This is a genomic window from Halalkalibacter suaedae, from assembly GCF_017939705.1.
Taxonomy (GTDB): Bacteria; Bacillota; Bacilli; order Bacillales; family Bacillaceae_D; genus Halalkalibacter; species Halalkalibacter suaedae.
Window position 1 is genome coordinate 53281 of the sequence record NZ_JAGKSQ010000011.1, and the last position, 22281, is coordinate 75561.

General features: G+C 38.4%; 21 protein-coding genes. 10 read left to right on the forward strand and 11 right to left on the reverse strand.

Features of this window, described 5'->3' with window-relative positions:
- Nucleotides 1-19: 19 nt before the first annotated feature.
- The 4 genes from J7W16_RS19155 to J7W16_RS19170 all read right to left on the reverse strand — a co-directional run bounded on the left by J7W16_RS19155 (nucleotide 20) and on the right by J7W16_RS19170 (nucleotide 5117).
- A complete protein-coding gene (locus J7W16_RS19155; RefSeq protein WP_346726969.1) occupies nucleotides 20-859 on the reverse strand; it encodes a carbohydrate ABC transporter permease in 840 nt (279 codons plus the stop codon).
- A gap of 13 nt (nucleotides 860-872) precedes the next feature.
- Nucleotides 873-1709, reverse strand: coding sequence for a carbohydrate ABC transporter permease (locus tag J7W16_RS19160; RefSeq protein WP_246880110.1), 837 nt, complete (start codon nucleotides 1707-1709; stop codon nucleotides 873-875).
- A 302-nt stretch (nucleotides 1710-2011) separates the two neighbouring features.
- Complete coding sequence (locus tag J7W16_RS19165; RefSeq protein WP_210599105.1) at nucleotides 2012-2776, reverse strand: DeoR/GlpR family DNA-binding transcription regulator; 765 nt, start codon at nucleotides 2774-2776, stop codon at nucleotides 2012-2014.
- Nucleotides 2777-3131: 355 nt separating this feature from the next.
- Nucleotides 3132-5117, reverse strand: coding sequence for a S9 family peptidase (locus tag J7W16_RS19170; protein WP_210599106.1), 1986 nt, complete (start codon nucleotides 5115-5117; stop codon nucleotides 3132-3134).
- Between the two features lie 355 nt (nucleotides 5118-5472).
- On the opposite strand from J7W16_RS19170, the gene J7W16_RS19175 reads away from it, so the two are divergent.
- The 4 genes from J7W16_RS19175 to J7W16_RS19190 all read left to right on the forward strand — a co-directional run bounded on the left by J7W16_RS19175 (nucleotide 5473) and on the right by J7W16_RS19190 (nucleotide 9030).
- On the forward strand, nucleotides 5473-6885 hold the full coding sequence (locus tag J7W16_RS19175; protein WP_210599107.1) for a flavin-containing monooxygenase: 1413 nt from the start codon (nucleotides 5473-5475) through the stop codon (nucleotides 6883-6885).
- 353 nt (nucleotides 6886-7238) lie between these two features.
- Complete coding sequence (locus J7W16_RS22315; RefSeq protein ID WP_346726972.1) at nucleotides 7239-7982, forward strand: PRC-barrel domain-containing protein; 744 nt, start codon at nucleotides 7239-7241, stop codon at nucleotides 7980-7982.
- 25 nt (nucleotides 7983-8007) lie between these two features.
- Nucleotides 8008-8439, forward strand: a complete 432-nt coding sequence (locus J7W16_RS19185) for a hypothetical protein (protein ID WP_210599109.1) — start codon at nucleotides 8008-8010, stop codon at nucleotides 8437-8439.
- A 297-nt stretch (nucleotides 8440-8736) separates the two neighbouring features.
- Nucleotides 8737-9030, forward strand: coding sequence for a hypothetical protein (locus J7W16_RS19190; protein ID WP_210599110.1), 294 nt, complete (start codon nucleotides 8737-8739; stop codon nucleotides 9028-9030).
- A gap of 135 nt (nucleotides 9031-9165) precedes the next feature.
- Here the strand turns inward: J7W16_RS19190 and J7W16_RS19195 are convergent, their stop codons facing one another.
- The 4 genes from J7W16_RS19195 to J7W16_RS19210 all read right to left on the reverse strand — a co-directional run bounded on the left by J7W16_RS19195 (nucleotide 9166) and on the right by J7W16_RS19210 (nucleotide 11767).
- Nucleotides 9166-10587, reverse strand: coding sequence for an aldehyde dehydrogenase family protein (locus J7W16_RS19195; protein ID WP_210599111.1), 1422 nt, complete (start codon nucleotides 10585-10587; stop codon nucleotides 9166-9168).
- 137 nt (nucleotides 10588-10724) lie between these two features.
- Nucleotides 10725-11069: a toprim domain-containing protein gene (locus J7W16_RS19200; protein WP_419095859.1), complete on the reverse strand. Its 345-nt coding sequence runs from the start codon at nucleotides 11067-11069 to the stop codon at nucleotides 10725-10727.
- A 134-nt stretch (nucleotides 11070-11203) separates the two neighbouring features.
- The gene (locus tag J7W16_RS19205) at nucleotides 11204-11401 is read right to left on the reverse strand and encodes a cold-shock protein (RefSeq protein WP_210599113.1); all 198 of its coding nucleotides are present in this window, start codon (nucleotides 11399-11401) and stop codon (nucleotides 11204-11206) included.
- A 192-nt stretch (nucleotides 11402-11593) separates the two neighbouring features.
- Entirely contained in the window at nucleotides 11594-11767 is a 174-nt protein-coding gene (locus tag J7W16_RS19210) for a hypothetical protein (RefSeq protein ID WP_210599114.1), read from the reverse strand.
- Nucleotides 11768-12062: 295 nt separating this feature from the next.
- Between J7W16_RS19210 and J7W16_RS22660 the strand changes: the two genes are divergently transcribed.
- Nucleotides 12063-12206 carry a YjcZ family sporulation protein gene (locus J7W16_RS22660; RefSeq protein ID WP_472924500.1) on the forward strand — a complete coding sequence of 48 codons (144 nt, stop codon included), beginning with the start codon at nucleotides 12063-12065 and terminating at the stop codon, nucleotides 12204-12206.
- A gap of 69 nt (nucleotides 12207-12275) precedes the next feature.
- On the opposite strand, the gene J7W16_RS19220 is transcribed toward J7W16_RS22660, so the two are convergent.
- The gene (locus tag J7W16_RS19220) at nucleotides 12276-12890 is read right to left on the reverse strand and encodes a flavodoxin family protein (protein WP_210599116.1); all 615 of its coding nucleotides are present in this window, start codon (nucleotides 12888-12890) and stop codon (nucleotides 12276-12278) included.
- Nucleotides 12891-13042: 152 nt separating this feature from the next.
- Here J7W16_RS19220 and J7W16_RS19225 point away from each other — a divergent pair, with 152 nt between their 5' ends.
- The 5 genes from J7W16_RS19225 to J7W16_RS19245 all read left to right on the forward strand — a co-directional run bounded on the left by J7W16_RS19225 (nucleotide 13043) and on the right by J7W16_RS19245 (nucleotide 17413).
- Entirely contained in the window at nucleotides 13043-14017 is a 975-nt protein-coding gene (locus J7W16_RS19225; RefSeq protein WP_210599117.1) for an ABC transporter ATP-binding protein, read from the forward strand.
- On the forward strand, nucleotides 14017-14667 hold the full coding sequence (locus J7W16_RS19230) for an ABC transporter permease (protein ID WP_210599118.1): 651 nt from the start codon (nucleotides 14017-14019) through the stop codon (nucleotides 14665-14667). The genes J7W16_RS19225 and J7W16_RS19230 overlap by 1 nt, the downstream gene beginning before the upstream one ends.
- Nucleotides 14668-14678: 11 nt before the next feature.
- Nucleotides 14679-15590, forward strand: coding sequence for a glycine betaine ABC transporter substrate-binding protein (locus tag J7W16_RS19235; RefSeq protein WP_210599119.1), 912 nt, complete (start codon nucleotides 14679-14681; stop codon nucleotides 15588-15590).
- A 164-nt stretch (nucleotides 15591-15754) separates the two neighbouring features.
- Complete coding sequence (locus tag J7W16_RS19240) at nucleotides 15755-17215, forward strand: NADP-dependent isocitrate dehydrogenase (RefSeq protein WP_210599120.1); 1461 nt, start codon at nucleotides 15755-15757, stop codon at nucleotides 17213-17215.
- A gap of 108 nt (nucleotides 17216-17323) precedes the next feature.
- The gene (locus J7W16_RS19245; RefSeq protein ID WP_210599121.1) at nucleotides 17324-17413 is read left to right on the forward strand and encodes a YjcZ family sporulation protein; all 90 of its coding nucleotides are present in this window, start codon (nucleotides 17324-17326) and stop codon (nucleotides 17411-17413) included.
- A gap of 442 nt (nucleotides 17414-17855) precedes the next feature.
- On the opposite strand, the gene J7W16_RS19250 is transcribed toward J7W16_RS19245, so the two are convergent.
- Nucleotides 17856-20948, reverse strand: a complete 3093-nt coding sequence (locus J7W16_RS19250) for an AAA family ATPase (RefSeq protein WP_210599122.1) — start codon at nucleotides 20946-20948, stop codon at nucleotides 17856-17858.
- Nucleotides 20945-22096: an exonuclease SbcCD subunit D gene (locus J7W16_RS19255; protein WP_210599123.1), complete on the reverse strand. Its 1152-nt coding sequence runs from the start codon at nucleotides 22094-22096 to the stop codon at nucleotides 20945-20947. Before J7W16_RS19255 ends, J7W16_RS19250 begins: the two co-directional genes overlap by 4 nt.
- Between the last annotated feature and the right edge of the window lie 185 nt (nucleotides 22097-22281).

Below are 22281 nucleotides of genomic sequence, written 5' to 3' on the forward strand. Positions count from 1 at the left end.
ACCTCCGATAATTTTTTATTTATTCTTTTAGCCCGCGATCACCAATAGCTGAAACAAACCATTTTTGAGCGAAGACGAAAATAAGTAGTAGAGGAATTACTGTAAATGTGCTTGCAGCCATAATTAACGGCCATTCAATTCCATAAGCACCCTCTTGAATGAAGAATTGTCTCAGACCCTTTGTAATCAAAAATTTCTCTTCGCTATTTAGAATAAGGGCGGGCCACAAATAATTGTTATACATCCCAATGAAGCTAATTAATGCTAGTGTGATGAACGTAGGTTTCGTCAATGGAAAAATGATTTGCCATAATATGCGCCAATGACTCGCACCATCGACTTTACCAGCTTCAATCAGTTCTTTAGGAATCTGCATAAATGCTTGTCTGAATAGAAAGATTCCAAAAATCGATATAGCATTTGAAATAATAACTGCTGTATGTGTATCCATTAAACCCATTTTCGAAATGATCACGTAGCTCGGTACATAGGTAGCTGCCACTGGCACCATATATGAAACAAGAATAATAGAGAAAAGCAAATCCCTTCCTTTAAATCTGAACTGCGTAAAGGCATAGGCCATCATCGATGAATTAAGTAATTGAATGGCTACGATACAAATGGCCGTGAATGTACTATTAAAGATATATAGCGCGAACGGAGCAGAATTCCAGGCCTCTATAAAGTGACCCCACTCGGGATCTTGCGGCCACCAAACTGGAGGAAAGGACCAGATTTCCTCTCTTGTTTTAATTGAATTAGTTACCATCCATAAGAATGGGAAGAACATAATAAAGCTAATAACTAGTAGAACAATATGCTTTGATAGTAGTGAGACTTGCTTTTGGATTAAATTCACCTTATACACCCTCTTATTGATAATGAACCCATTTACGAGAAACATAGAATTGAACTGCCGCTAACATTCCAGTGATGATAACCAAAATCGTCGATAAAGCGGTTGCCCTGCCCATGTCAAATTGTTCGAAGGCAGCTTGATAGAACATATACAAAATCGTTCTTGTACTTCCAGCAGGCCCACCTTGGGTCATCACTTGGATTTGATCATAAGCCTGAATTGCATCAATCATCGTGATAATGACGAGGAACAGTGTTGTTGGTGAAATCAACGGGATCGTAATATGAATGAACTTCTTGAAACGACCGGCCCCGTCTAAGTCAGCTGCTTCATATAGTGAAGAAGGTACTGTCTTTAGAGCATGCATGTAAAAAATCATAGCCCAGCCGACTCCTTTCCAAACCGTAACAATAATGACCGCAGGCATCGCCCATGTTGTACTACTTGTCCAACCTAAAGCCGGTAGATTAATTAGCGACAGCAGCCAATTCGCTAGTCCTACATCTGGTTCATAGATCCATGACCACACGATTGATATTGCTACAGTCGGAGTCACCCATGGAGAGAAGATAATCGTTCGGTAAATGGACATCCCCTTTTGTTTATTTGAAATAAGCATCGCAAGAAGGAGTCCACCAACGACGGTTGGCAAAACGGTTCCTAGCATGAAGTAGAGTGTATTAACTAACACTTGATAGAAAATAGGATCGGTTAATAAATAGTAATAGTTTTCAAATAAAACAAAATTAACTTCAGGACTAATATAATCCCAATCTGTAAAACTAATATAGAAAGAATAAAATATAGGATAGAGATAAAAAACACATAACGGTAAAAGGGCTGGAATCATGAATAACCATGGAGTTACGCATTTAGACAGGTTTCCTGTTGTCTTTTTACCCAACTGAACATTCTTCTGTTTCGTAGCAGGAACTGATTGCATACAACATCTCCTTTCTTTTAGCTAACCTTATTTTAATAGAGAAATATGGAGGAAATATTAAGAAGATATGAATAATACACAAAAAACAATTGTAAATACACAAAAACCCACAGACAATTCCACAATAAATAGTAACCATTTACCAATACAAAGGGGACCACTGAAAAGATACAGTGGTCCCCTACTATTCACGTTAATCTCGACTCTAATTACTCGTTAATAATTTTAATATTGTTTTGAATATAATTATCCTTCACCTTAGAAGGTAGTTTAGAATCAGTAATAATTGCTTCAATTTTATCAAAGCTACATACCTTTAACATTGAGACAGCATCAAATTTACTAGAATCAGCAACAACATAAACAGATTTTGCTTGCTGCATCATTTTCTTTTTTATATTCCATTCACCTATTCCATAATCAGTTAGTCCAGCGTGCAAAGAGATCCCACTCATGCTCATAAAGAACAGACTTATATGAAACTGGGAAAGAAATGATTCGGCTAGCTCTCCGACAACACATAGCTCTTCATTACGGAGAGTCCCACCAGATAAAATAATTGTATATTGTGGCATTGTAGAAAGCTCCAATACAATTGGTAATGAGTTAGTGATGATCGTCAACTTCCTAAATCGTTGTTTTAATGCTTTTGCAATCTCAGTGTTTGTCGTACTGACATCTAACGCAATCACTTGCTCTTCTTGAACAAACTGCATTGCCAAGTTAGCAATTTCTATTTTTTCATCGCTATGAAGTGTCTCTCTAGTTGTAAAGGATTGTTCTTGGGAGTTATCTCTTTCAAGGATCGCACCACCGTGTACCCGCTTAAGCTTGCCAATTGATTCTAGATACTCTAAATCCCTTCTAACTGTTTCAGCAGAGACACGAAACTCATCAACAAATTCTTGAACCTTTACCGAATGAGCATCTTCTAACATTTCTATAATTCGATCATAACGTTCTTGAACGAGCATTCCTTCACCACTCCCTAACTGTATACACAAATACGCACAAATATACACAAATAGTAGCATATACTCATCAAAAACAACAATACCTCTTGTTTTAACAAACAAAAAAAAGAGGTCGGGACATAACTAAAGTGTTTGACTAAATTCTGAACAAAGCAATCCTTTAGCGGATGAAATATACGTAGACTCCTGCGGGATGCAAAAGCCCAGGGTGAGACCCACAGGCAAAGCCGAGGAGGCTCAGCGGCTTCCCGCGGAAAGCGAAGTATATTTCAGGAGCGGCATCTATCATCCACCCCTTTGTTCGGTTCTTCATTTAGTTTAATCACATTTTGTCCAAACCTCTGTTTACTGTTTTCTATCCTAGATACTCAACAAACCATCCCTTAATATGGTTGATTCGATCAATACGAAGCTTTGGATTCCCACTTCTTGAAAGTTCATGATTTGACTCAGGGAAACGAACAAATTTTGTCGGCTTCTTCTGCATCTTCAAAGCAACAAATAACTGTTCTGCTTGCTCAATCGGGCAGCGATAGTCTTTTTCACCATGCAAGATTAATAACGGTGTTTCAATCTTATCAACATAAGCAATTGGTGAATGCTTCCAGAGCTTCTCTGTATTATTAATAAGATCTCCCTTCATTTCCCAATCTGTAAAGAAGTAGCCAATATCACTGACGCCGTAAAAGCTCAACCAGTTAGAAATTGAACGCTGTGTTACAGCTGCTTTGAAGATATTCGTATGGCTAACAGCCCAGTTCGTCATAAACCCACCGTAGCTTCCACCTGTAATTCCTAATTTTGTTTCATCAACAAAATCAAATGTCTTCACTGCATATTCTGTAGCTGTCATCACATCGATATAATCTTTCCCACCGTAATCTCCTCTTACAGCATCGACAAACGTCTGCCCATATCCATGACTTCCCCGAGGATTTGTGAATACAACAACATAGCCCTGAGCCGTTAGCGTCTGAAATTCATGAAAATACGTATTGGCGTACATTGCATGCGGACCACCATGGACCTCAATAATCGTCGGATATTTCTTTCCCTCTACAAATCCAAATGGCTTCATGATCCAGCCATGGATATCCCAGCCATCTGGTGCTTTAAAGGTGATCGCCTCAGCCTTAGCTAGCTCGATTCCGGTCAAAAATTCATCGTTAACAAACGTAATTTGTTTGATATCACCATTCGTTAAGTCAACCGAAAATAGATCACCTGGATGTGTAGGTGTGCTAATCCCTACGATGGCTTTATGTGTGTTTGGATCCACAGCTAGCCCATATACATGCTGGTTTTCAAGCAGTGCCGGGTACATTTCACCCTCAACAGATCCATAATAAACACCCGTATTCCCTAAATCACTCATTAGGAAGTAGAAGCCCTTACTATCACTTGTCCAAATTGCACCTGGATTAGTATTACCGGAATGGAAATCACCGATCGCAACATCCCCAATCTGTACATCCCACTCAGCTGTTAAACATGTTAACTCTGCTAATTGAACATTGTATAACCAAAGTTTCGATAACGTAGCCCCTTCATATTCTTTCTCATGTCCAATCAGAGCAATATAGCCACCATCAGGTGACCAGGTAGGATTACCAAACGAGCCATTGCTCTTAGTAAGCTTTGTTAACTCTTTGGTCTTTACTGACATGATGTATACATCGTTGGTTAAGTTATAATCAGGCTCATCCGATAAATCTACCGAAAGGCTAATTTTTTCGCCATCAGGAGACCAGAAACCAGCTGTATAATCTCGATCTCCTTCGGTTAATTGCTCAATTTCACCTGTTGCAAGTGTTAGGATAGCTAGGTGTTGGTTTTTATCATCTAAGAAACCTACTGCATCTGATTTGTATCGAACTCGTTCAACAACCATTGGTTCAAGTAGCTTATCTTTCTCTTTCTGCTCCTCTTTGTCTGTTACATTTTCTTCAGGAGAAAGAGATGTTTCAAATAATATTTTTGTACCATCAGGCGACCAGATTGGATTTCTTGCACCATGCTTACAGTAAGTCAACTGTTTGGCTTCTCCGCCATCGGTATTCAACATATGTAGTTGTGATTTTCCAGAACGATTTGATGTAAATAGAATTGATTTACCATCTGGGGACCAAGATGCAGAACCATCCTTCACATCTCCAAATGTCCATTGGCTGACGTGTTTCCCTTCTACATCCGCCACAAACAAATGTGAATTGTATTCATGCTTTTCTTTATCTATTTCTGTTTCAATAAAAATAAAGCGACTCCCATCAGGAGAAAGCACCGGGTTTTTAACCGATTTTAATTCATATAAGTCTTCTGCAACAATTCCACGTTTAGTCATCCTCATCCACCTTTATAAATTAGTAAAATCATTATGTAAAGACCTCTTTAATCGTTGACCTTCCGACAAAACTATTTCGGTAACAGAAATAATTTTGTCTTTTTTATTATAAACTACTTTCTCATTTTTTTAAATCTTTTATTAATTCTCAGGATCGGCGTTGTTTAGTGAGATTTGAAACAACAAATTTCCAGTTCAACTAAAAATTTTTAGTCATATAACCTAATTAACAAACCATTCATTAGACAGATTAACCATCCAACAAATGAACAAGACATGATACGATAAAAAATATACAAACAATTACGTTTAATGAAATGAAAATAGAAGAATGTCATTGAAGGGATTGAAAATAATGAGCTTAGAAACGTTAAATGACAGAGTGAAATCCGATCTTGCTTATTTAGCTTACGGTGGTGCAGATTGGGTTCGACCACTGTCTCACCCAGAAGGTCATGTATATGATGTCGTTATTGTAGGTGGTGGCCAAAGTGGTCTTGGGACAGCGTTTGGACTTTTAAAGGAACGAATTTCTAACATCCTCATTATTGATGAAAATAACGAAGGATTAGAAGGACCATGGGAAACTTACGCAAGAATGATAACATTGCGTACACCTAAACATTTAACTTCAATTGACCTTGGTGTACCTTCTCTTACGTTTCGATCCTGGTGGGAGGCTCAATTTGGAAATGAAGGATGGGAAGCCATTGATAAAGTCCCTCGAGGCGATTGGATGAATTATTTACGCTGGTATCGTAGTATCCTTAATCTTCCAGTACTTAATGAAGTTAAATTAAGTCTGCTAGAGCCAGCAGAAGCAGGTATTCACCGCCTCCATATCACAGGAACAGGAGCAACACAAAACACACTTCTTGCACGTAAAGTGATTCTAGCTACAGGAATCCAGGGTGGAGGCGAATGGCATGTCCCTCCCTTAATTGCTGACAACGTTCCACGTCACCTGTACGCACACACGTCTGAAGCAATTGACTTTAATAAACTGAAAGGGAAAAAGATCGCTATACTCGGAGGAGGGGCTTCGGCCTTTGACAATGCTAATTTTGCTTTATCTGAAGGTGTAAGCGAAGCCCATGTTTTCATCCGCCGGAAAGAACTGCCCCGAATTAATCCAATCCGTCAAATGGAAGGATCAGGGATGATAGAACGATTTCATAGTTTGAATGATCGAGACAAATACGCTACCATCGCTCATTTCTTTAAACATAATCAGCCACCAACGAATGATACATTTGACCGTGCCACGTCTTGGCCTGGTTTTCAACTTCACTTAGGATCTCCGTGGCTCAGTGTCGAGTCTTCTACTAACGGAACTACTGTGACAACACCCAAAGGAGAATTTGTCTTTGACTTCTTAGTAATAAGTACGGGTTTGCTTACCGATCCAGCCTTACGACCAGAGCTCAAGTTAATTGAAAATTATATTTGCCGTTGGGGTGATCGTTATAATGCCCCTGAAGAAGTAGCTAACCCGGTCCTTGATGCTCATCCATATCTTACCCCTGGCTATTCTTTCATAAGCCGTAACGAGGAAGGAAAGGCTCATTTACACGGAATCTTTGCTTTTAACTACTCAGCACTAATAAGCTGCGGTATCTCAGCCTCAGCCCTTTCTGGTATGAGAATCGGTGTACCTAAACTGGTATCCGCAGTCGCTGATGAATTATTTCTTGATGACCGAGAACAAATTTTGGATAGCTTTTTCAGCTATAATGAAAATGAATTTATTGGTCAATGGCCAAAATAATATTCGAATTAAATAGATCACCTCAAGCAATTTGGAGGCTGGGACATTACTAAAGTGTCTAATTGAAATACCGAACAATACAATTATCTAGCGGATGAAATATACGTAGACTCCTGCGGGATCAAAAGCCAAGGGTGAGACCCCACAGGCGTAGCGTGATGCGGCTCACCGGCTTCCCGCGGAAAGCGAAGTATATTTCAGGAGCGGTTTTTATCCGCCAGCTGTTGTTATTCGGATTTTATATTAGCCAAATCACTTTTGTCCCAGACTCTTTTTAAGTTTTTTGGGACTATGTTTAACTCTCCTTCAAAGAGGATATGTACCAATAACAATTCAAAAAGGAGGAATTTATTATTCTTTACAAAGCTAGTTCTTTAGAGTCTTGTATTGTCAAAGCAACAGACGGTGAATTAGGAAAAGTGAAAGATCTATACTTTGATAGCGAGAAATGGGTTGTAAGGTATTTAGTAATCGATACGTTGAAATGGCTCCCAGGACTACAAGTATTAGTTTCACCAGTCTCCTTTGATAATGTCGAATTAGCCGATAAGAGAATTTCGATACTTGCGACAAGACTACAAATTGAAAAAAGTCCATCTATCGAAGAGCATCGACCACTCTCACGCCAAATGGAAACAGACCTCCACACTTATTATGGCTGGACTCCTTATTGGATCGGAGAGGGACTATGGGGAAATGGAGATAGACCAACTACCTCTCAAACAAAACCGACTGAAAATGAATTAAATGAACAAGAACGTCCATTCTTAAGAAATGTGAATGAGCTCAAAGGTCAATGGACTGGTTACACTGTTAATGGACTGGATCAAAAAATTGGAAATGTCGTTGATTTCGTCTTTGATGATGATTCGTGGGCAGTTCATTATCTAATTGTTGACACGGGCGATTGGTTACCCGGCAGAAAAGTGATGTTACCACCTGAAGCAATTGTTTCAATCAATTGGGCAACTAAAGAGATTTCTACAAATCTAACATCAGAAGACGCCAAAGTAGAGGCAACAGAACGAAATTCTATCTTACATTTAGATGAGATTTCAATCGATAATTTAAGAAGAAGATCGATTACAAATAAGTAATTAGTACAAGCATTAGGAGGTTAGTATGACAAAACAATTAATCGGCTTAACAGCCATATTTTTTATACTTGGAGCTTGCAGCAACGAGAATGGAGTAACAACTGAAGAGGTTGTAGAGAACTTTGATGAAATTGTTGTTAACACCGAGGAGGCTATGAATTCTGCTAGTAATGAAGTAGAACAAAACCTATTACTTGAAGGTGATACAGCTGAGTTAGAATCAGATGCGTTTGTTGCTTATAATACGGAGGCATATAGCGAAATGTATGATTTATTTGGTGCAGATTATACAAATGATCAGTTCATTGAAATGATGGATGAAGACAAAATTGAAGTACTATCTGAAGGAACAGAGGTTGAAGTGTCTGATATTAACCTAAGTCAAATTGAAATTATGATTCCTGAAACAGACGAAATTGGTTATATTCACGCATCGATGTTATCAGATGCCTCTTAATATAAAATGATCCTAAAAAAGAGTGACGTTATGTCTAGGCCACTGAAAAAGGTGAAAAACACACCTTTTTCAGTGGCCTTTAAGCAATGAGCGAAACCGTTGCATTGTCTTAAGCCTTGCTATGAGTGGGTTTCTCATTGCAAGCGTGCAACGAGTGAAGCCATTGCTACTTCCTCGAACTGCTAAAAAGGACTTTTTCAGCATTCTCCGTTATGTCACTCTTTTTTTATGACTATGTTGATCGTAATTATTGATGGCTTTTTGGCCACACTAGATATAGAAAAGGAGGTAAAAACCATGAATATTGATATAACAACTATCCATCAGGAACTTCCTGATTTTAACAGCCACAATGAAGCAAAAGCATGGTTTACTAATAAGTTCCCAGGTAGTTTTCGATACAAAGATAGTGACGAAATTGATGGAATAACCGTTCATTATTACCATCTGATCAAAGATTCCCAAGCCTATTCGCAATATATGGAGACACTTGAGAGTACTGAAGGTCATCAAATTACGAGTGTAGTACCATTTGAGAGCTATTCAACAATCGAAATTACTGACGAAGGCGATATCAGTATATCTATCTAACATGAAGGCAGTGCAAGTCAAGTTGATTTTCACTCACTTACTCGAATCGTGAAGCCTCATATCAAATAAGAAGACTAGAACCTACGATCATATCGATAGATTCTAGTCTATTCCTGTATCTTACACATGAAGGAATCAATTTCTGTTAAAAACAACTAGCTTTTGTTCCATCATTTCTTTCATTGCATACTTTACCCCTTCACGACCTACACCACTTTCCTTAACGCCACCGTAAGGCATATGATCAACACGAAATGTCGGAATATCATTGACCATGACTCCGCCAACATGTAGCTTTTGAGTCGCATCTAGAGCTGTGTGGATATCATTTGTGTAGATCCCTGCTTGTAAACCATAGCTCGAATCATTAACACAATTTATCCCTTCGCTGATCGAGGATATCTTATTAACGATGACAATTGGTGCAAAAGCCTCCTCGCAAGACACTTTAAGTCTAGAATCCACCTCAGTTAGAATGGTAGGATGAAGGATATTCCCTTCAGCTTTTCCTCCTAACTCAACCGTAGCCCCCTGTTGTTTTGCTTCATCAATCCAATTGAGTGCTCGTTCAACATCTTTTGGATGAATAAGTGCCGAAACATCTGTAGCTTCATCCAAAGGGTCTCCTAGCTTCAGCTTCAAGGTTGCTTTCACTAATTCAGAAACAAATGATTCATACTGTTGTTCATGAACATATATACGTTGTAATGAAATACATACTTGACCTTGAAATGAAAATGCTCCGCTCACACATCGTGAAACCACTTTTTCAAGGTCGACGTCTTTATCAATAATGACTGCTGAATTGGAGCCAAGCTCTAAAGTAACCTTCTTCAAACCAGCTTTCTTTCGAATGCGTTTCCCTACCTCCGGACTACCAGTGAAGGAAATTTTCTTTACACGATCATCCTCAACTAAGAGATCTCCAAGCACAGCCCCACTACCTGTTACGACATTCAAAGCCCCAGCCGGCAAGCCAGCCTTTTCAAATAATTCTGCAAGCAGTAAGGAAGATAATGGGGTTTGCCCTGCTGGCTTTAGCACAACTGTGTTCCCTGCTGCAATGGCAGGGCCAATTTTATGTGCAACTAAATTCATTGGAAAATTAAAAGGAGTAATTGCACCGACGACACCAATCGGCTCGTTAACGGTGTATGCAATTCGCCCTTCTCCACCAGGAGCAGCATCCATAGGTACCGTTTCCCCGTATATTCGCTTGGCTTCCTCCGCAGCAAACTTATATGTTGTAACCGTTCTGTCAACCTCAGCTCTTGCCGTTTTAAGTGGTTTGCCAGCCTCTTTTGCAATTAAAATCGCGGCCTGTTCCCGTTGTTCTTTTAATAAGTTAGCGACATTTTCTAAGATCGATGCTCTTTCGTGACTTGGCATCTCTGCCATAACCTTTCTTGCTTCGTAAGCTGCTTCAATTGCATTGTTAATGTCCTCTCTTGATCCATACCCCACATCTGCAAGAAGCTCGCCACTAAAAGGGGAGTATAACGAAGAATACTCTTCCGTGGTTTTCCATTCTCCATTAATAAATAGTTGCTTCTTCATCCATTTCACCTCTTAAGGGAATTTATTAGATAGTTTAGTATAGTCACTTCCACTATTTCGAAAATCAAATTAACTTATTCACTTTCTATATTAGTTCTTCTATACCCATCAGCTGTCTTTTATAATCCTGCTTATTTTTAGTTAGGTAAAAAAGGAACATCTTTAATGATGAAGCTCTTTCTCAGTACGCTTGCCAAGAAATCTAAAGGTGTTGTTTCTACTTGTCCATATTCTTTTTCAGTGTACAAATGAGTGGCATTGGGTAATTCTCTCTTTAATTGCTTTCTCAACTTCTCTCCAGATTCATCCTGATCGACAAGAATATACACATCGAAGTCCTCTATAGGAAGAATCAAGTTCTCTAGTTTTTCCTCACTTAAGGTTCCATATGTACAAATGATCTTAACTGGTTCATCGAGTAGGCTTTCAACACGTTTCCGATCACTTTTCCCCTCAACAATTAACACCTTTTCTTCTTCCATCAAGTTCTCACACTCCTTTTAATCATTCTTGTTTCTATTGTAAACCAAGACCATTGTCTGTAAACAGAGTATCCCTTTTAAAATAACTACAAAAAAAGAGAACACCAATTGGTGTTCTCTCCTATCATTTGCTATTACTTAGTAACGTTAGCAGCTTGTGGTCCACGAGCGCCTTGTTCGATATCAAACGTTACCGCTTGACCTTCTTCTAAAGACTTGAAGCCTTCTCCTTGAATTGCAGAGAAATGTACGAATACATCGTCGCTTCCTTCTACTTCAATAAAACCGAAACCTTTTTCTGCATTAAACCATTTTACTGTACCTTGAGCCATGATATTGCCTCCAACGTGGTTATCCACTAAATTACTACCCTTGCCCAACATAACATATCAAGACAAACTTTCTTATAGAAGTGTTTAATTTAATAGTTAAATTCGGAACAAAAATAATTGTTCTTATCATATCAAGAAAAAATTAGAATTGCAAGCAACTATTTGTAAACATTTTCATTTTCTGGTTACTTCCTAACCAAGTGGCTTGATTTCCTCTTCAAAGTAAAACGTACTTGGATGTTCTAAACAGGTATACGAGTAACGTTTCATGTTAGGCACATAATTAAATTTATTAATTGTGACCGTTTCACCTGTTGATTTCAAAAGTACCTTCTCGTTTGGTTGAAACTTATTCTTTCCCTTCATTTAACCCCAACTTTCCAGTTTTTTTTAGTCGAATCAATATTCTTTCCAACACATAAATTACACTGTTTTAAGACAACCCTCTTGCTATGTACCTTATTAGTATAATCGTTGACAAATGACCTTATACTTTGTCCATTTTAACTGCTACCTTTTTATTATAGCATTTAATCTAACATTAAATGTCGTTTTTACTCGAATATTATAAATTTTAGAGCTCTTTTCTTATTATTAATTTCCGTTCATCTAAATAAAACGCCCATTTTATCAAGTAAATAGGTAATAGCCCACCCATTTTATCCCTATTTTCATAAGGATAAATTATAGTCAATTAAAGGGAGGCGTTCTTATGAGTCACGTTGCTGGAACTGGAAGTAGCTTTACTTTATTAGTCGTATTATTCATCCTACTAATCATTGTAGGATCTGCTTACACATTTTAATAAAATGGGTGTTCAAAAAGATTAACCTTTTTGAACACCCATTTCTTATTTATCGTGCTAGCATTTCATCTACAGTAAATTACCTTTGGCAGGGATAGGTGTTTCCGATAACATTTTCGCAAAATGGACGAGATTATATGACATTGTTCTCGTATTTTTATTTGTAAATTCACTATCTTGACCTTTTTCTATATAAGATGGTCCTGGTCCTGCCTCTCCTACCCAATAAGCATCAACATTTGGCGGAATCGTAAAGCCAATATGCTGCAATCCATAAAGAATGGATTTCGCTGAATCCTTTGCTCCATCTTCATTACCGGTCACAATAGCACCTCCAACTTTGTTGTAATAGAAGGATTGTCCCTTATTATTTGTTTCTGAACTTGAAGCGTATAGACGTTCCATTACTAATGTTGAAAGACTACTCTTCTCTCCTATCCAAATCGGAGTCCCAATTACAACAATGGAAGCTTCCCGCACTTTTTCAAGAATAACTGGCCACTCATCTCCTTGACCCATATCTGGTTCCATCCCAAAGCTAATATTGTAATCCGCTACCCTTACTTCCTCTGTTTGAATTCCTTCAACTTCTACTATTTCTTTTGATTTGTTAATTAGTGCACTCGTATTTGATTCTTGGTCTGATTCCTTTAATGATGTGTTTAAGTATAAGGCTTTTAGCATAATACATTCTCCCTTCCTCTCTTCTGTTCTTCTTTCATTCCACCAGCATTCAAAGATAAAACCTATAAAAATTTAAAATCGTTTTTCTTTGACTGTGATGATAGCGATGAATAAAATGGGGTATACCTTAATAGGAAAAGGAGGTAACTAGCTTGATCTCGTTTAAAAATGTCACAAAAAAATTTGAAGATGGAACAGTAGCCGTTGATCATGTTTCATTCGATGTTAAAAAGGGTAATCTTGTTACATTGATTGGTCCAAGCGGTTGCGGAAAAACGACAACGATGAAAATGATTAATAAGCTTGTCCCTCTAACATCAGGCGACATTACTATTGACGGAAAGGATATTAGCGATGAGGATTCAGTTGAACTGAGGAGAAATATTGGCTATGTCATTCAGAGGATCGGTCTGCTTCCTCATATGACAATTGAAGAAAACGTATCCTTAGTTCCAAAATTAAAAGGCTGGCAAAAAGATCGCTATGAAAAAAAGGTTGATGATCTACTTGATATGGTTGGACTTGACCCAAACGTATACAAAAAAAGATATCCGTTAGAATTAAGCGGTGGACAGCAACAACGTATTGGTGTAGTTCGGGCCTTAGCTGGAGAACCACCCATTATCTTAATGGATGAGCCTTTTAGTGCCCTTGATCCAATCACTCGAGAACAACTTCAAGAAGAGTTAAAGCTTCTTCAGAAAAGTATTGATAAGACAATTGTTTTCGTCACCCATGATATGGATGAGGCCTTAAAAATCGCAGATGAAATTATCGTAATGAAATCAGGACAAGTTCAGCAAATCGCTAGTCCAGAACAACTGGTTAAACAACCAGTAAATGATTTTGTTCGATCTTTTATTGGTGAGAAACGATTAAAACAACAAACAATCAGCAAGAACGAATCAAAAGCCTCATCTATTATGCTACCTTTCCAGCAAAGTGAAAGAGTAGCTGATATCCCGATGATTTCTGAGCAATCATCGTTACAGCATGTTGCTTATACAATGATTAAATCAAATCTTGAGGTCATTTTACTTAGTGGGGAGAATGGAAACCCATCCGGTATGATTAATAGGAACCAATTGCTTCAGGAGCTTGCGGGTATTCAAAAGGAGGTACAGTAATGGATGCCATCCAAGTATTTCTTGATACAATTATTACAAGACAGGATTTAATTATTTCAAGAACCATTGAGCATTTATATTTATCTTTTGTAGCGATTCTGATTGCTGTAGCAATTTCCTTACCACTTGGCATTTATATTTCAAGAAAGCGAAAAGTGGCCGAGTTCTACATAGGAATCACATCTGTATTTCAAACAATACCAAGCCTTGCTCTATTTGGATTTCTAGTACCACTTATTGGTATTGGGACAGGCACTGCACTCGTTGCTCTCATTATTTATGCGCTTTTGCCAATTTTACGCAACACTTATACAGGTATTACCGGTGTTGATGAAGGAATTATTGAAGCAGGAGAAGGAATGGGAATGACCCCTAAACAAATACTTTTTAAAATCCAACTACCATTATCGTTGCCTTTTATGATGGCCGGGATTAGAACCGCAACCGTTCTAACAGTTGGTGTAGCAACACTTGCTACATTTGTTGGTGCAGGAGGGCTTGGTGATGTCATTTGGCGTGGCTTACAGTCATGGAACAACAGCCTCGTATTAGCTGGGGCTATCCCCGTTGCATTACTCGCATTAGCATTTGATTATATTTTAAAAAGAGTAGAGAAGAAAGTAACACCAAAAGGAGTAAATCATACCTAAGGAGTGGAAAAATGAAAAAAAACAAACTAATATTAGCTAGCTTTCTCGTATTAAGCCTTATCCTTTCAGCGTGCAATACAGATAATGAACATGCAACGGTTACTGATGAACCACTTGTTGTTTCAGGAAAAAACTGGACGGAGCAATATATCTTAGCACAGCTTCTTGCCATCTATATTGAAGAAACGACAGAGTATGATGTTGAACTTCAAGATGGATTGGGTGAGGTGGCTATTTTAACACCTGCTATTGAAAACGGAGAAATTGATATGTATGTTGAATATACAGGGACTGGTTTGGAAGCCGTCCTGAAGGAACAAGCGGAAAGTGGAGAATCTAGTGAAAGTATTTTGACAAGAGTGCGAGAGGGCTACGAGGAACGCTATAATGCGACTTGGTTAGAGCCGCTTGGGTTTGAAAATAATTACACACTTGCCTATAGAGAAGATGCTGCGTTCTCAGCTGATACATATACTGATATTGCTGCACTTTCAAAAGACCTTACTTTTGGAGCACCGCATGCCTTTTATGAACGACAAGGTGATGGCTACGAGGCATTCGCTGAAACATATAAATTTGATTTCGCCGAAACAGAAAGCTTTGATCCAAATGTGATGTATCAAGCTTTACTCCAAGGAGATGTGGATGTCATCCCAGCCTTTACAACAGATGGACGGATTGACCGAGAAAATATTCAAACAACAACAGATGACTTAGGATTTTTTCCAAATTATGATGCAGCCATTGTCATTCGCCAAGAAATCCTAGACCGTTACCAAGGTCTTGAAGAGACACTTAATGGTTTAGCTGGACAAATATCAGAATCCGACATGCAGCAGATGAATGCACGAGTCGATATTGACAATGAAGAGTATGAAACGGTCGCAAGAGAGTTTCTTGAATCAAAAGGCTTAATTGACTAACAAACTGATGCCCTTCAACAAACTTAGCTGTGAATGCTTCATCCCATAGCTAGGTTTTATTTCTCAATTACTCCGGTTTGTATCATGATGTGAATCAATTTGGTTAACCTAAGAATAAATGAAAAAAACACTCATTTATAAGTCACTTTGAAGGAGATGATCTCATGGAAAAACGTAAGGTTACGATTGCAAAAGGTGATGGCATAGGTCCGGAAATTATGGATGCCACTCTTGAAATTTTAGAGCACGCTGGTGCAAGAATTGAACCTGAATTTATTGATATTGGTGAAAAAGTCTATTTAGCTGGTCAGTCTTCGGGAATTCCAGATGAAGCTTGGGAATCTCTTAGACGGACAAGAATTTTCTTCAAAGGTCCAATTACCACTCCACAAGGCGGAGGATATAAAAGCTTAAATGTAACGATCCGTAAAACATTAGGTCTTTACGCAAATGTTAGACCTAACGTCTCCTACGCACCATTTGTAAAAACCAAACATCCAGATATGGATCTAGTCATCATCCGTGAAAATGAAGAAGATCTGTATGCTGGAATTGAACATCAACAGACAAACGAAGTAGTTCAATGTCTTAAATTAATTACCCGTCCTGGTTCAGAGAAGATTGTCCGTTATGCGTTTGAATATGCACGAAAGAACAATCGTAAAAAGGTAACATGCTTTACGAAAGACAACATTATGAAATTGACTGATGGGCTTTTTCACAAGGTATTTAGAGAAATAGCAGAGGAATATCCCGATATCGAAACAGAGCATTGGATCATAGATATTGGTATGGCAAAAATTGCCGATTCTCCACAAGATTTCGATGTTATCGTTATGCCAAATCTCTATGGTGATATTGCATCAGATGTTGCTGCCCAAATTACAGGGAGTGTTGGACTTGCTGGTTCAGCAAACATCGGTGATAATTTTGCAATGTTCGAAGCCATTCACGGTAGTGCTCCAGATATCGCTGGGAAAGGAATTGCCAATCCTTCTGGTTTACTAAATGGGGCAATTATGATGTTGGTTCATATTGGTCAACCAGATGTAGCATCGCGCCTACATAATGCATGGCTTAAAACGTTAGAGGATGGCATCTTCACTGGGGACATTGCAAAAGGCAACTCTTCTGTTGGAACAAGCGAATTTGCTAAAGCCGTTATTTCAAGACTAGGACAACTCCCTTCAACGTATTCTCCAATTGAATACAAAGAGAATGAGCCTTCTGATCAACAGGCACCAAGACTTTCTCCTTCTGTAAAAGATCGACCTAAGTCAGAAGTAACTCGTAAATTGGATGGCGTTGATATCTTTTTATTCAATAACGAGCTGACTCCAGAAGAAATTGGTCATAAATTAGAAGCGATCGCTGGTCCTGAATTTAAGCTAGCAGTCATCACAAATCGTGGTGTCAAGGTGTATCCAAATGGATTTCCTGAAACATTTACAACAGACCATTGGCGTTGTCGATTCCAACTTAGTACTGAAGAGACTTCGATTTCAAATAGTGAAATCATTTCATTATTAGGGCGGGTGAATGAGGCAGGCCTCGATATTATTAAAACTGAACATCTTTATACGTTTGATGGGGAACGAGGCTATTCCTTAGGACAAGGTCAATAAACATATAGGCACTTGCCCAATTTATTCAAAATCGTGACATTAGCCCACCCGATTGAGCCTCCCATACATATGTATATGGTGTAGTCACTCAAAAAGGAGGAATTCTTCATGAGTCACGTTGGAACAGGAAGCAGCTTCACTTTACTTGTAGTATTATTTATCCTACTAATTATTGTAGGTTCTGCTTACACATTTTAATAAAGACAAAGAAGAGCAAGGGGATATCCCTTGCTCTTTAACCTGTCGACACAGGCTCGGAAAAGCGAGACAGTTGACAGGTTTTTTTTGTAGTTGAAAAGAGAATGTCCATGATCAGTCGCTTCGAATCCTCTACCGGGATGGGGGCACGCTTTTTTAGAGGAGACATGGGAATCGACTTCCTCTTGAACGATCCCTTATACGAAACGCCTTTGAGAGTCAATATTCTCAAAGGCGTTTTGTCTAAGATCTAGAGGATGGAACATAACTAAAGTGTCTAGCTGAAACACCGAACAAAGCAAGCAATCACGTAGCGGATGAAATATACGTAGACTCCTGTGGGATGATAAAGCGTAGTATTTTTCAGTAGCCGTTAACGTAACCAATTAACATTGTTCCGATTTTATATTAATTAAATCAATTTTGTCCCAACCTAATTTCTTTATTTAATGATAAATGATGTTTGGCTATGTCCTTCCTTTGTCTTCTTAACATCGAGAATGGCAGGAAATGCTTGCTTTAACTCCTGAACATGTGAGATCACTCCGACTAACCTACCTGACTTTTGCAAGGTAACCAACGTATCAATTGCTTTATTTAATGACTCCTCATCTAGTGATCCAAAGCCCTCATCGATAAACATCGTCTCAATCGAAATGCCTCCTTGATGTGATTGAATTACGTCAACCATTCCAAGAGCGAGACATAATGAAGCATTAAATTTCTCCCCACCAGATAATGATTTAACATCACGATTTTGACCGGTGTAATTATCGTAAACATCAAGACTAAGCCCACTTTGTTTCCCTCTTTTTTCTAGTCGATCACTTCGAATTAATTGGAATTGTCCACTAGAAAGACGATATAGGCGTTGATTTGCTTCTTGGACGATTTGTTCTAAATACTCAATTTGCAAATAACGTTCGAATGAAATCTTTTTCTGATTATCTCCCCTAACAACGTCATAGAGATCCTTATGAAGGAAATAATTTTTTTCAGTCTCAGCAACCTTCTCATTAATTTCACAAATACTTTGGTAAGCCCGCTCCGATGTCTGCAGGTATCCTTCGATTTGTAGCTGTACTTTTTTCATTTGCTCAAGTTGATTCTCTAGTTCAGCTAATTCATTTTGTAATGCAATCAGATCTACTTCTTGCTTCATTTTCAGATCTTTCTCAAGTTCAGTTATCTGTTTAATCAATGAGGAAAGATCGGTATTAAACGTTTCAATCTCAAGTTGCAATGCTTCTTTGTCCGATTCAATCATCTTTGCAAGCTTATATTCTTCTTCCGTGTTAAAACCTGCATTTATTATTGCATTTTGAAAAGTAAGAAGTGATTTATCTTTTCGACTAGCTGTCTTGTTTATTTGCTGGGTCAGGTTTTCTAGCATTGCTGTTATTTGGAGATGGCGTTCTTTTACTTCTGTCAATTGTTTTTGAACGACTTTCCATTGGTCCTCAAGCGTTTGTTTTTCGGTTTGTACTCGTTTAATTTCAGCTTGGAGAGCATCCATCTCTTGAAGATGCTCAGGGATTGTTTTAATTTTCGCTTCAAATAATGCTTGTTCGGTTCGATACCTAGATAGTAGTTCATTCCATTGTTGATCATTTGTGGTCTTCTTGACTTCTAATTGTTCGATTTTCAGGTCGTATGCTTCTAGTTTTGCCTTTATTTCTTCTAATGTCTCCTGATCGATTTTCAGCTGAGTAATTTCAGATTGGAGCGTTTTCTCCAACTGTTTCGTCTGTTCAAAGTAGGTATTTATATGCTCAAAATCCAGTTCATAGACTGTTAGCTCTTGTTCGTAATCAGACAATTGTGATTGAACATTACTTAGCTTAGCTCGAAGCTCGTGGAATGATTTTTCGATTTGATTTAACTCGTTCCGCTTTTCTTCAAGGTTTTCCTTTGTTGGGAGCTCTACATCCAGCTTGGCCTTATTCGGATGCTGATCGCTTCCACAAACTGGACACGCTTCACCATCATGTAAGTGAACAGCCAATAAGCTAGCTTGTCCCTCGATCCACCCGGTTTCAATTGTTCTATAGGCTGTTCTTGCTGCCACTAAACGTTGTTCTTGCTCAAAACAGTCTGTTGAGAGCACTGCTTGCTTTCGTTGTAGCTCAATGAAGCTGCCAATAAGTTTTGATTTTTCTCTTTCTACAACCAGCTCTTCTGATCTCTTTGGAAGGAGCTTCACCTTTATTTCTAGCTCCTTGATTTGCGTTAATAATTCCGTTCTTTCTTCTTTTGCTTCCATTAATTGAAGAAGAAGTTCTTCACTTAGTTCCTTAGAATTCGCTTCCTCAATCGCCAACTGTTTGATGTCTTGCTTCATTACCTGAAGACCGCCGACATCTTCAACATAATCTTGTAGCTTCGTCAACTGAGCACTCATCTGATCACGCTCTTTTTGTTTCGCCTCTTCTCTTTCATAGGTGAGTTGGATAGTTGCGAGCTGATCTTGAACTTCATTTAATTCAGTTTTAGCCGTCTGAAAAGAGTCATTTAATTCTTCTAGTTCTATATTCACATCAAGATAATGTTCCTCATGAACAGCTATTTCTTTTGCTCGATCTGCACTTTTTAGTTTCTGTTCCTTTTCTAGCATGAGAGGTTTGCTGTTATCTAAGTCAGCTTTTTGCTGCCTTTTTACCTCAAGTAACTTAAGTCGTTCATTTGTCGATTTCGCTTCGTGATAGTACACTGTTTTCTCTTGAAAGCTTAGTGAAGTCTCTGCAACCTTTTGCTGCTGTTTCCCCTGTTCCTCTTTGTAGTAAGAAATCTCTTTATCAAGTGCTTCAAGTATTTGGTGGGTATTGTAACTTTCTTGATCAAAAACATTGGCCAGAAGTGAATCTTCTCGTCTAGGTACTGTTTTTTCAAGGTTTTTAATGGTCAAATCTCTTTCTCGTTTTTCAAAGTCAAACTGTTTCTGTGCTTCAACTCTCTTTTCATTTAATCGCTCTGCCATTGACTTAAATAAACCCGTTTTAAATATTTTTCGTAGAATGTCTTCTTTATTTTCAGTTTCCGATGTTAACAGCTTTCGGAACTCTCCTTGTGGTAGCATGACAATTTGACTAAATTGGGCCTTTGTTAGTCCAATGATGTCTTGAATCTTCTGATTAACCGTCGTCACATTTAGTCGATCAACTAGCAGAGTTTCTTTTCCCTCTACCAATTCATAGATTTCATACTTATCTCCAGAAGCAGTCTTGTTCGTGCCTTTAATATGAGCCATCTGCCGCAACACTCGGTATGTTCGATTACGAATTTCAAAACAAAAATCAACGGATGTGTGGTCTTCTTCAGCTGCAAATTGACTTCGTAGCATACGTGGCTCACTTCGATCCTCTCCACTAGCCTCTCCATACAACGCATAGCATATCGCATCGAATATCGATGTCTTCCCGGATCCTGTGTTTCCAGAAACAACAAAAAGTCGGTGATCATTTAATTCACTAAAATCGATCACTTCTTTGTGTTTATAAGGACCAAATGCCGTAATCGTTAGTTTTAATGGTTTCATGAACGTCCACCATCCTCTTGAATCGTCTCCTGCAATACTTCTTTAAAAAGCTGTTCTGTCTCTTGTGTCATATCTTCAGCCTTTACTTCCTTATAAAATGCTTTAAATAAGGACAATTCATCCATCTTGGATCTAGAGAATGTGGCTTCTATCTCACTAGTCACAGCTGTTATCCTTCTTTCAATATGCATCGCATTTGGATAAACAGAACGGACTCTTTCCATTGGTGAAAGAACAGGATTTTCATCAAGAAGTTTAATAAAAACATAGTCGTCATTTCGCTTATGTTGTTCAATCTCATCAATCGTACCCTCTACTGTTCGAATATGACGAATGGGGTCAAGCAGACGTTTCTCAACCGTCGTATGTCCCTCTTTGTCTAGATTAACAATGAAGTATCCTTTTTTATGATGTTCTTCTGAAATTGAATATTTCAATGGAGAACCTGCATAGCGAATCTTTTCATTCCCAACGTGGTGTGCCTGGTGCAAATGACCAAGTGCGGTATAGTGAAACGGTTCAAAGACGCTTGCATTCACATGCTCTACCCCACCAATAGCTAATGGGCGTTCTGAATCACTTGTATTTTCTTTTGGTTCTCCTCCAGGCGTAACAAACGCATGTCCAACAAAAACATGACGAGAATTAGGATCCATTGACCTGGTTAATTGCTCGACGATTGATTTCATTGCATCATCATGGGTGCGAACCTCATCTAGCTGCATTTCATATCGCACTTTACTTGGGTCTACGTATGGAATCAAATGAAAATGAACCTCTCCATGCTCATCATTTAAAACAACTGGTTCAAAGATATTTGTAAATTGACCGACAATATGAAAGCCATTAGACTTCATCATACGGCGTCCAAAATCAAGTCGTTGGGGTCCATCATGATTTCCACCAATAGCGAGAACTGGCGTGTTAAGCTTAATTACAATTGTCTCTAAAATATCGTCTAATACATCAACTGCTTCTGTAGGAGGAATCGCACGATCATACAAATCCCCCGCAATAATAACAGCATCGGGCTTTTCTTCTTTTACAGCTTGCACGAATTGATTCAGCACATGGCGTTGATCCTCTGTCATATAGACGCCTTGAACCAACTTTCCTAAATGCCAATCCGCCGTGTGGAAAAACTTCATTCGAATTACACCTTCCTTTAATGAATTCGTTCATCTATTTAACTAATAATCATTTATTTCAAGCAAGTCTATCAATATCGTATCATGATTCTTTTGCTACAAGTTAATATATTTATTCTACAAGGCACCTGCCTATTTTAGGTAAAATCTTGACAAACGCCCACCCATTTTCTCCTTGTTGACAT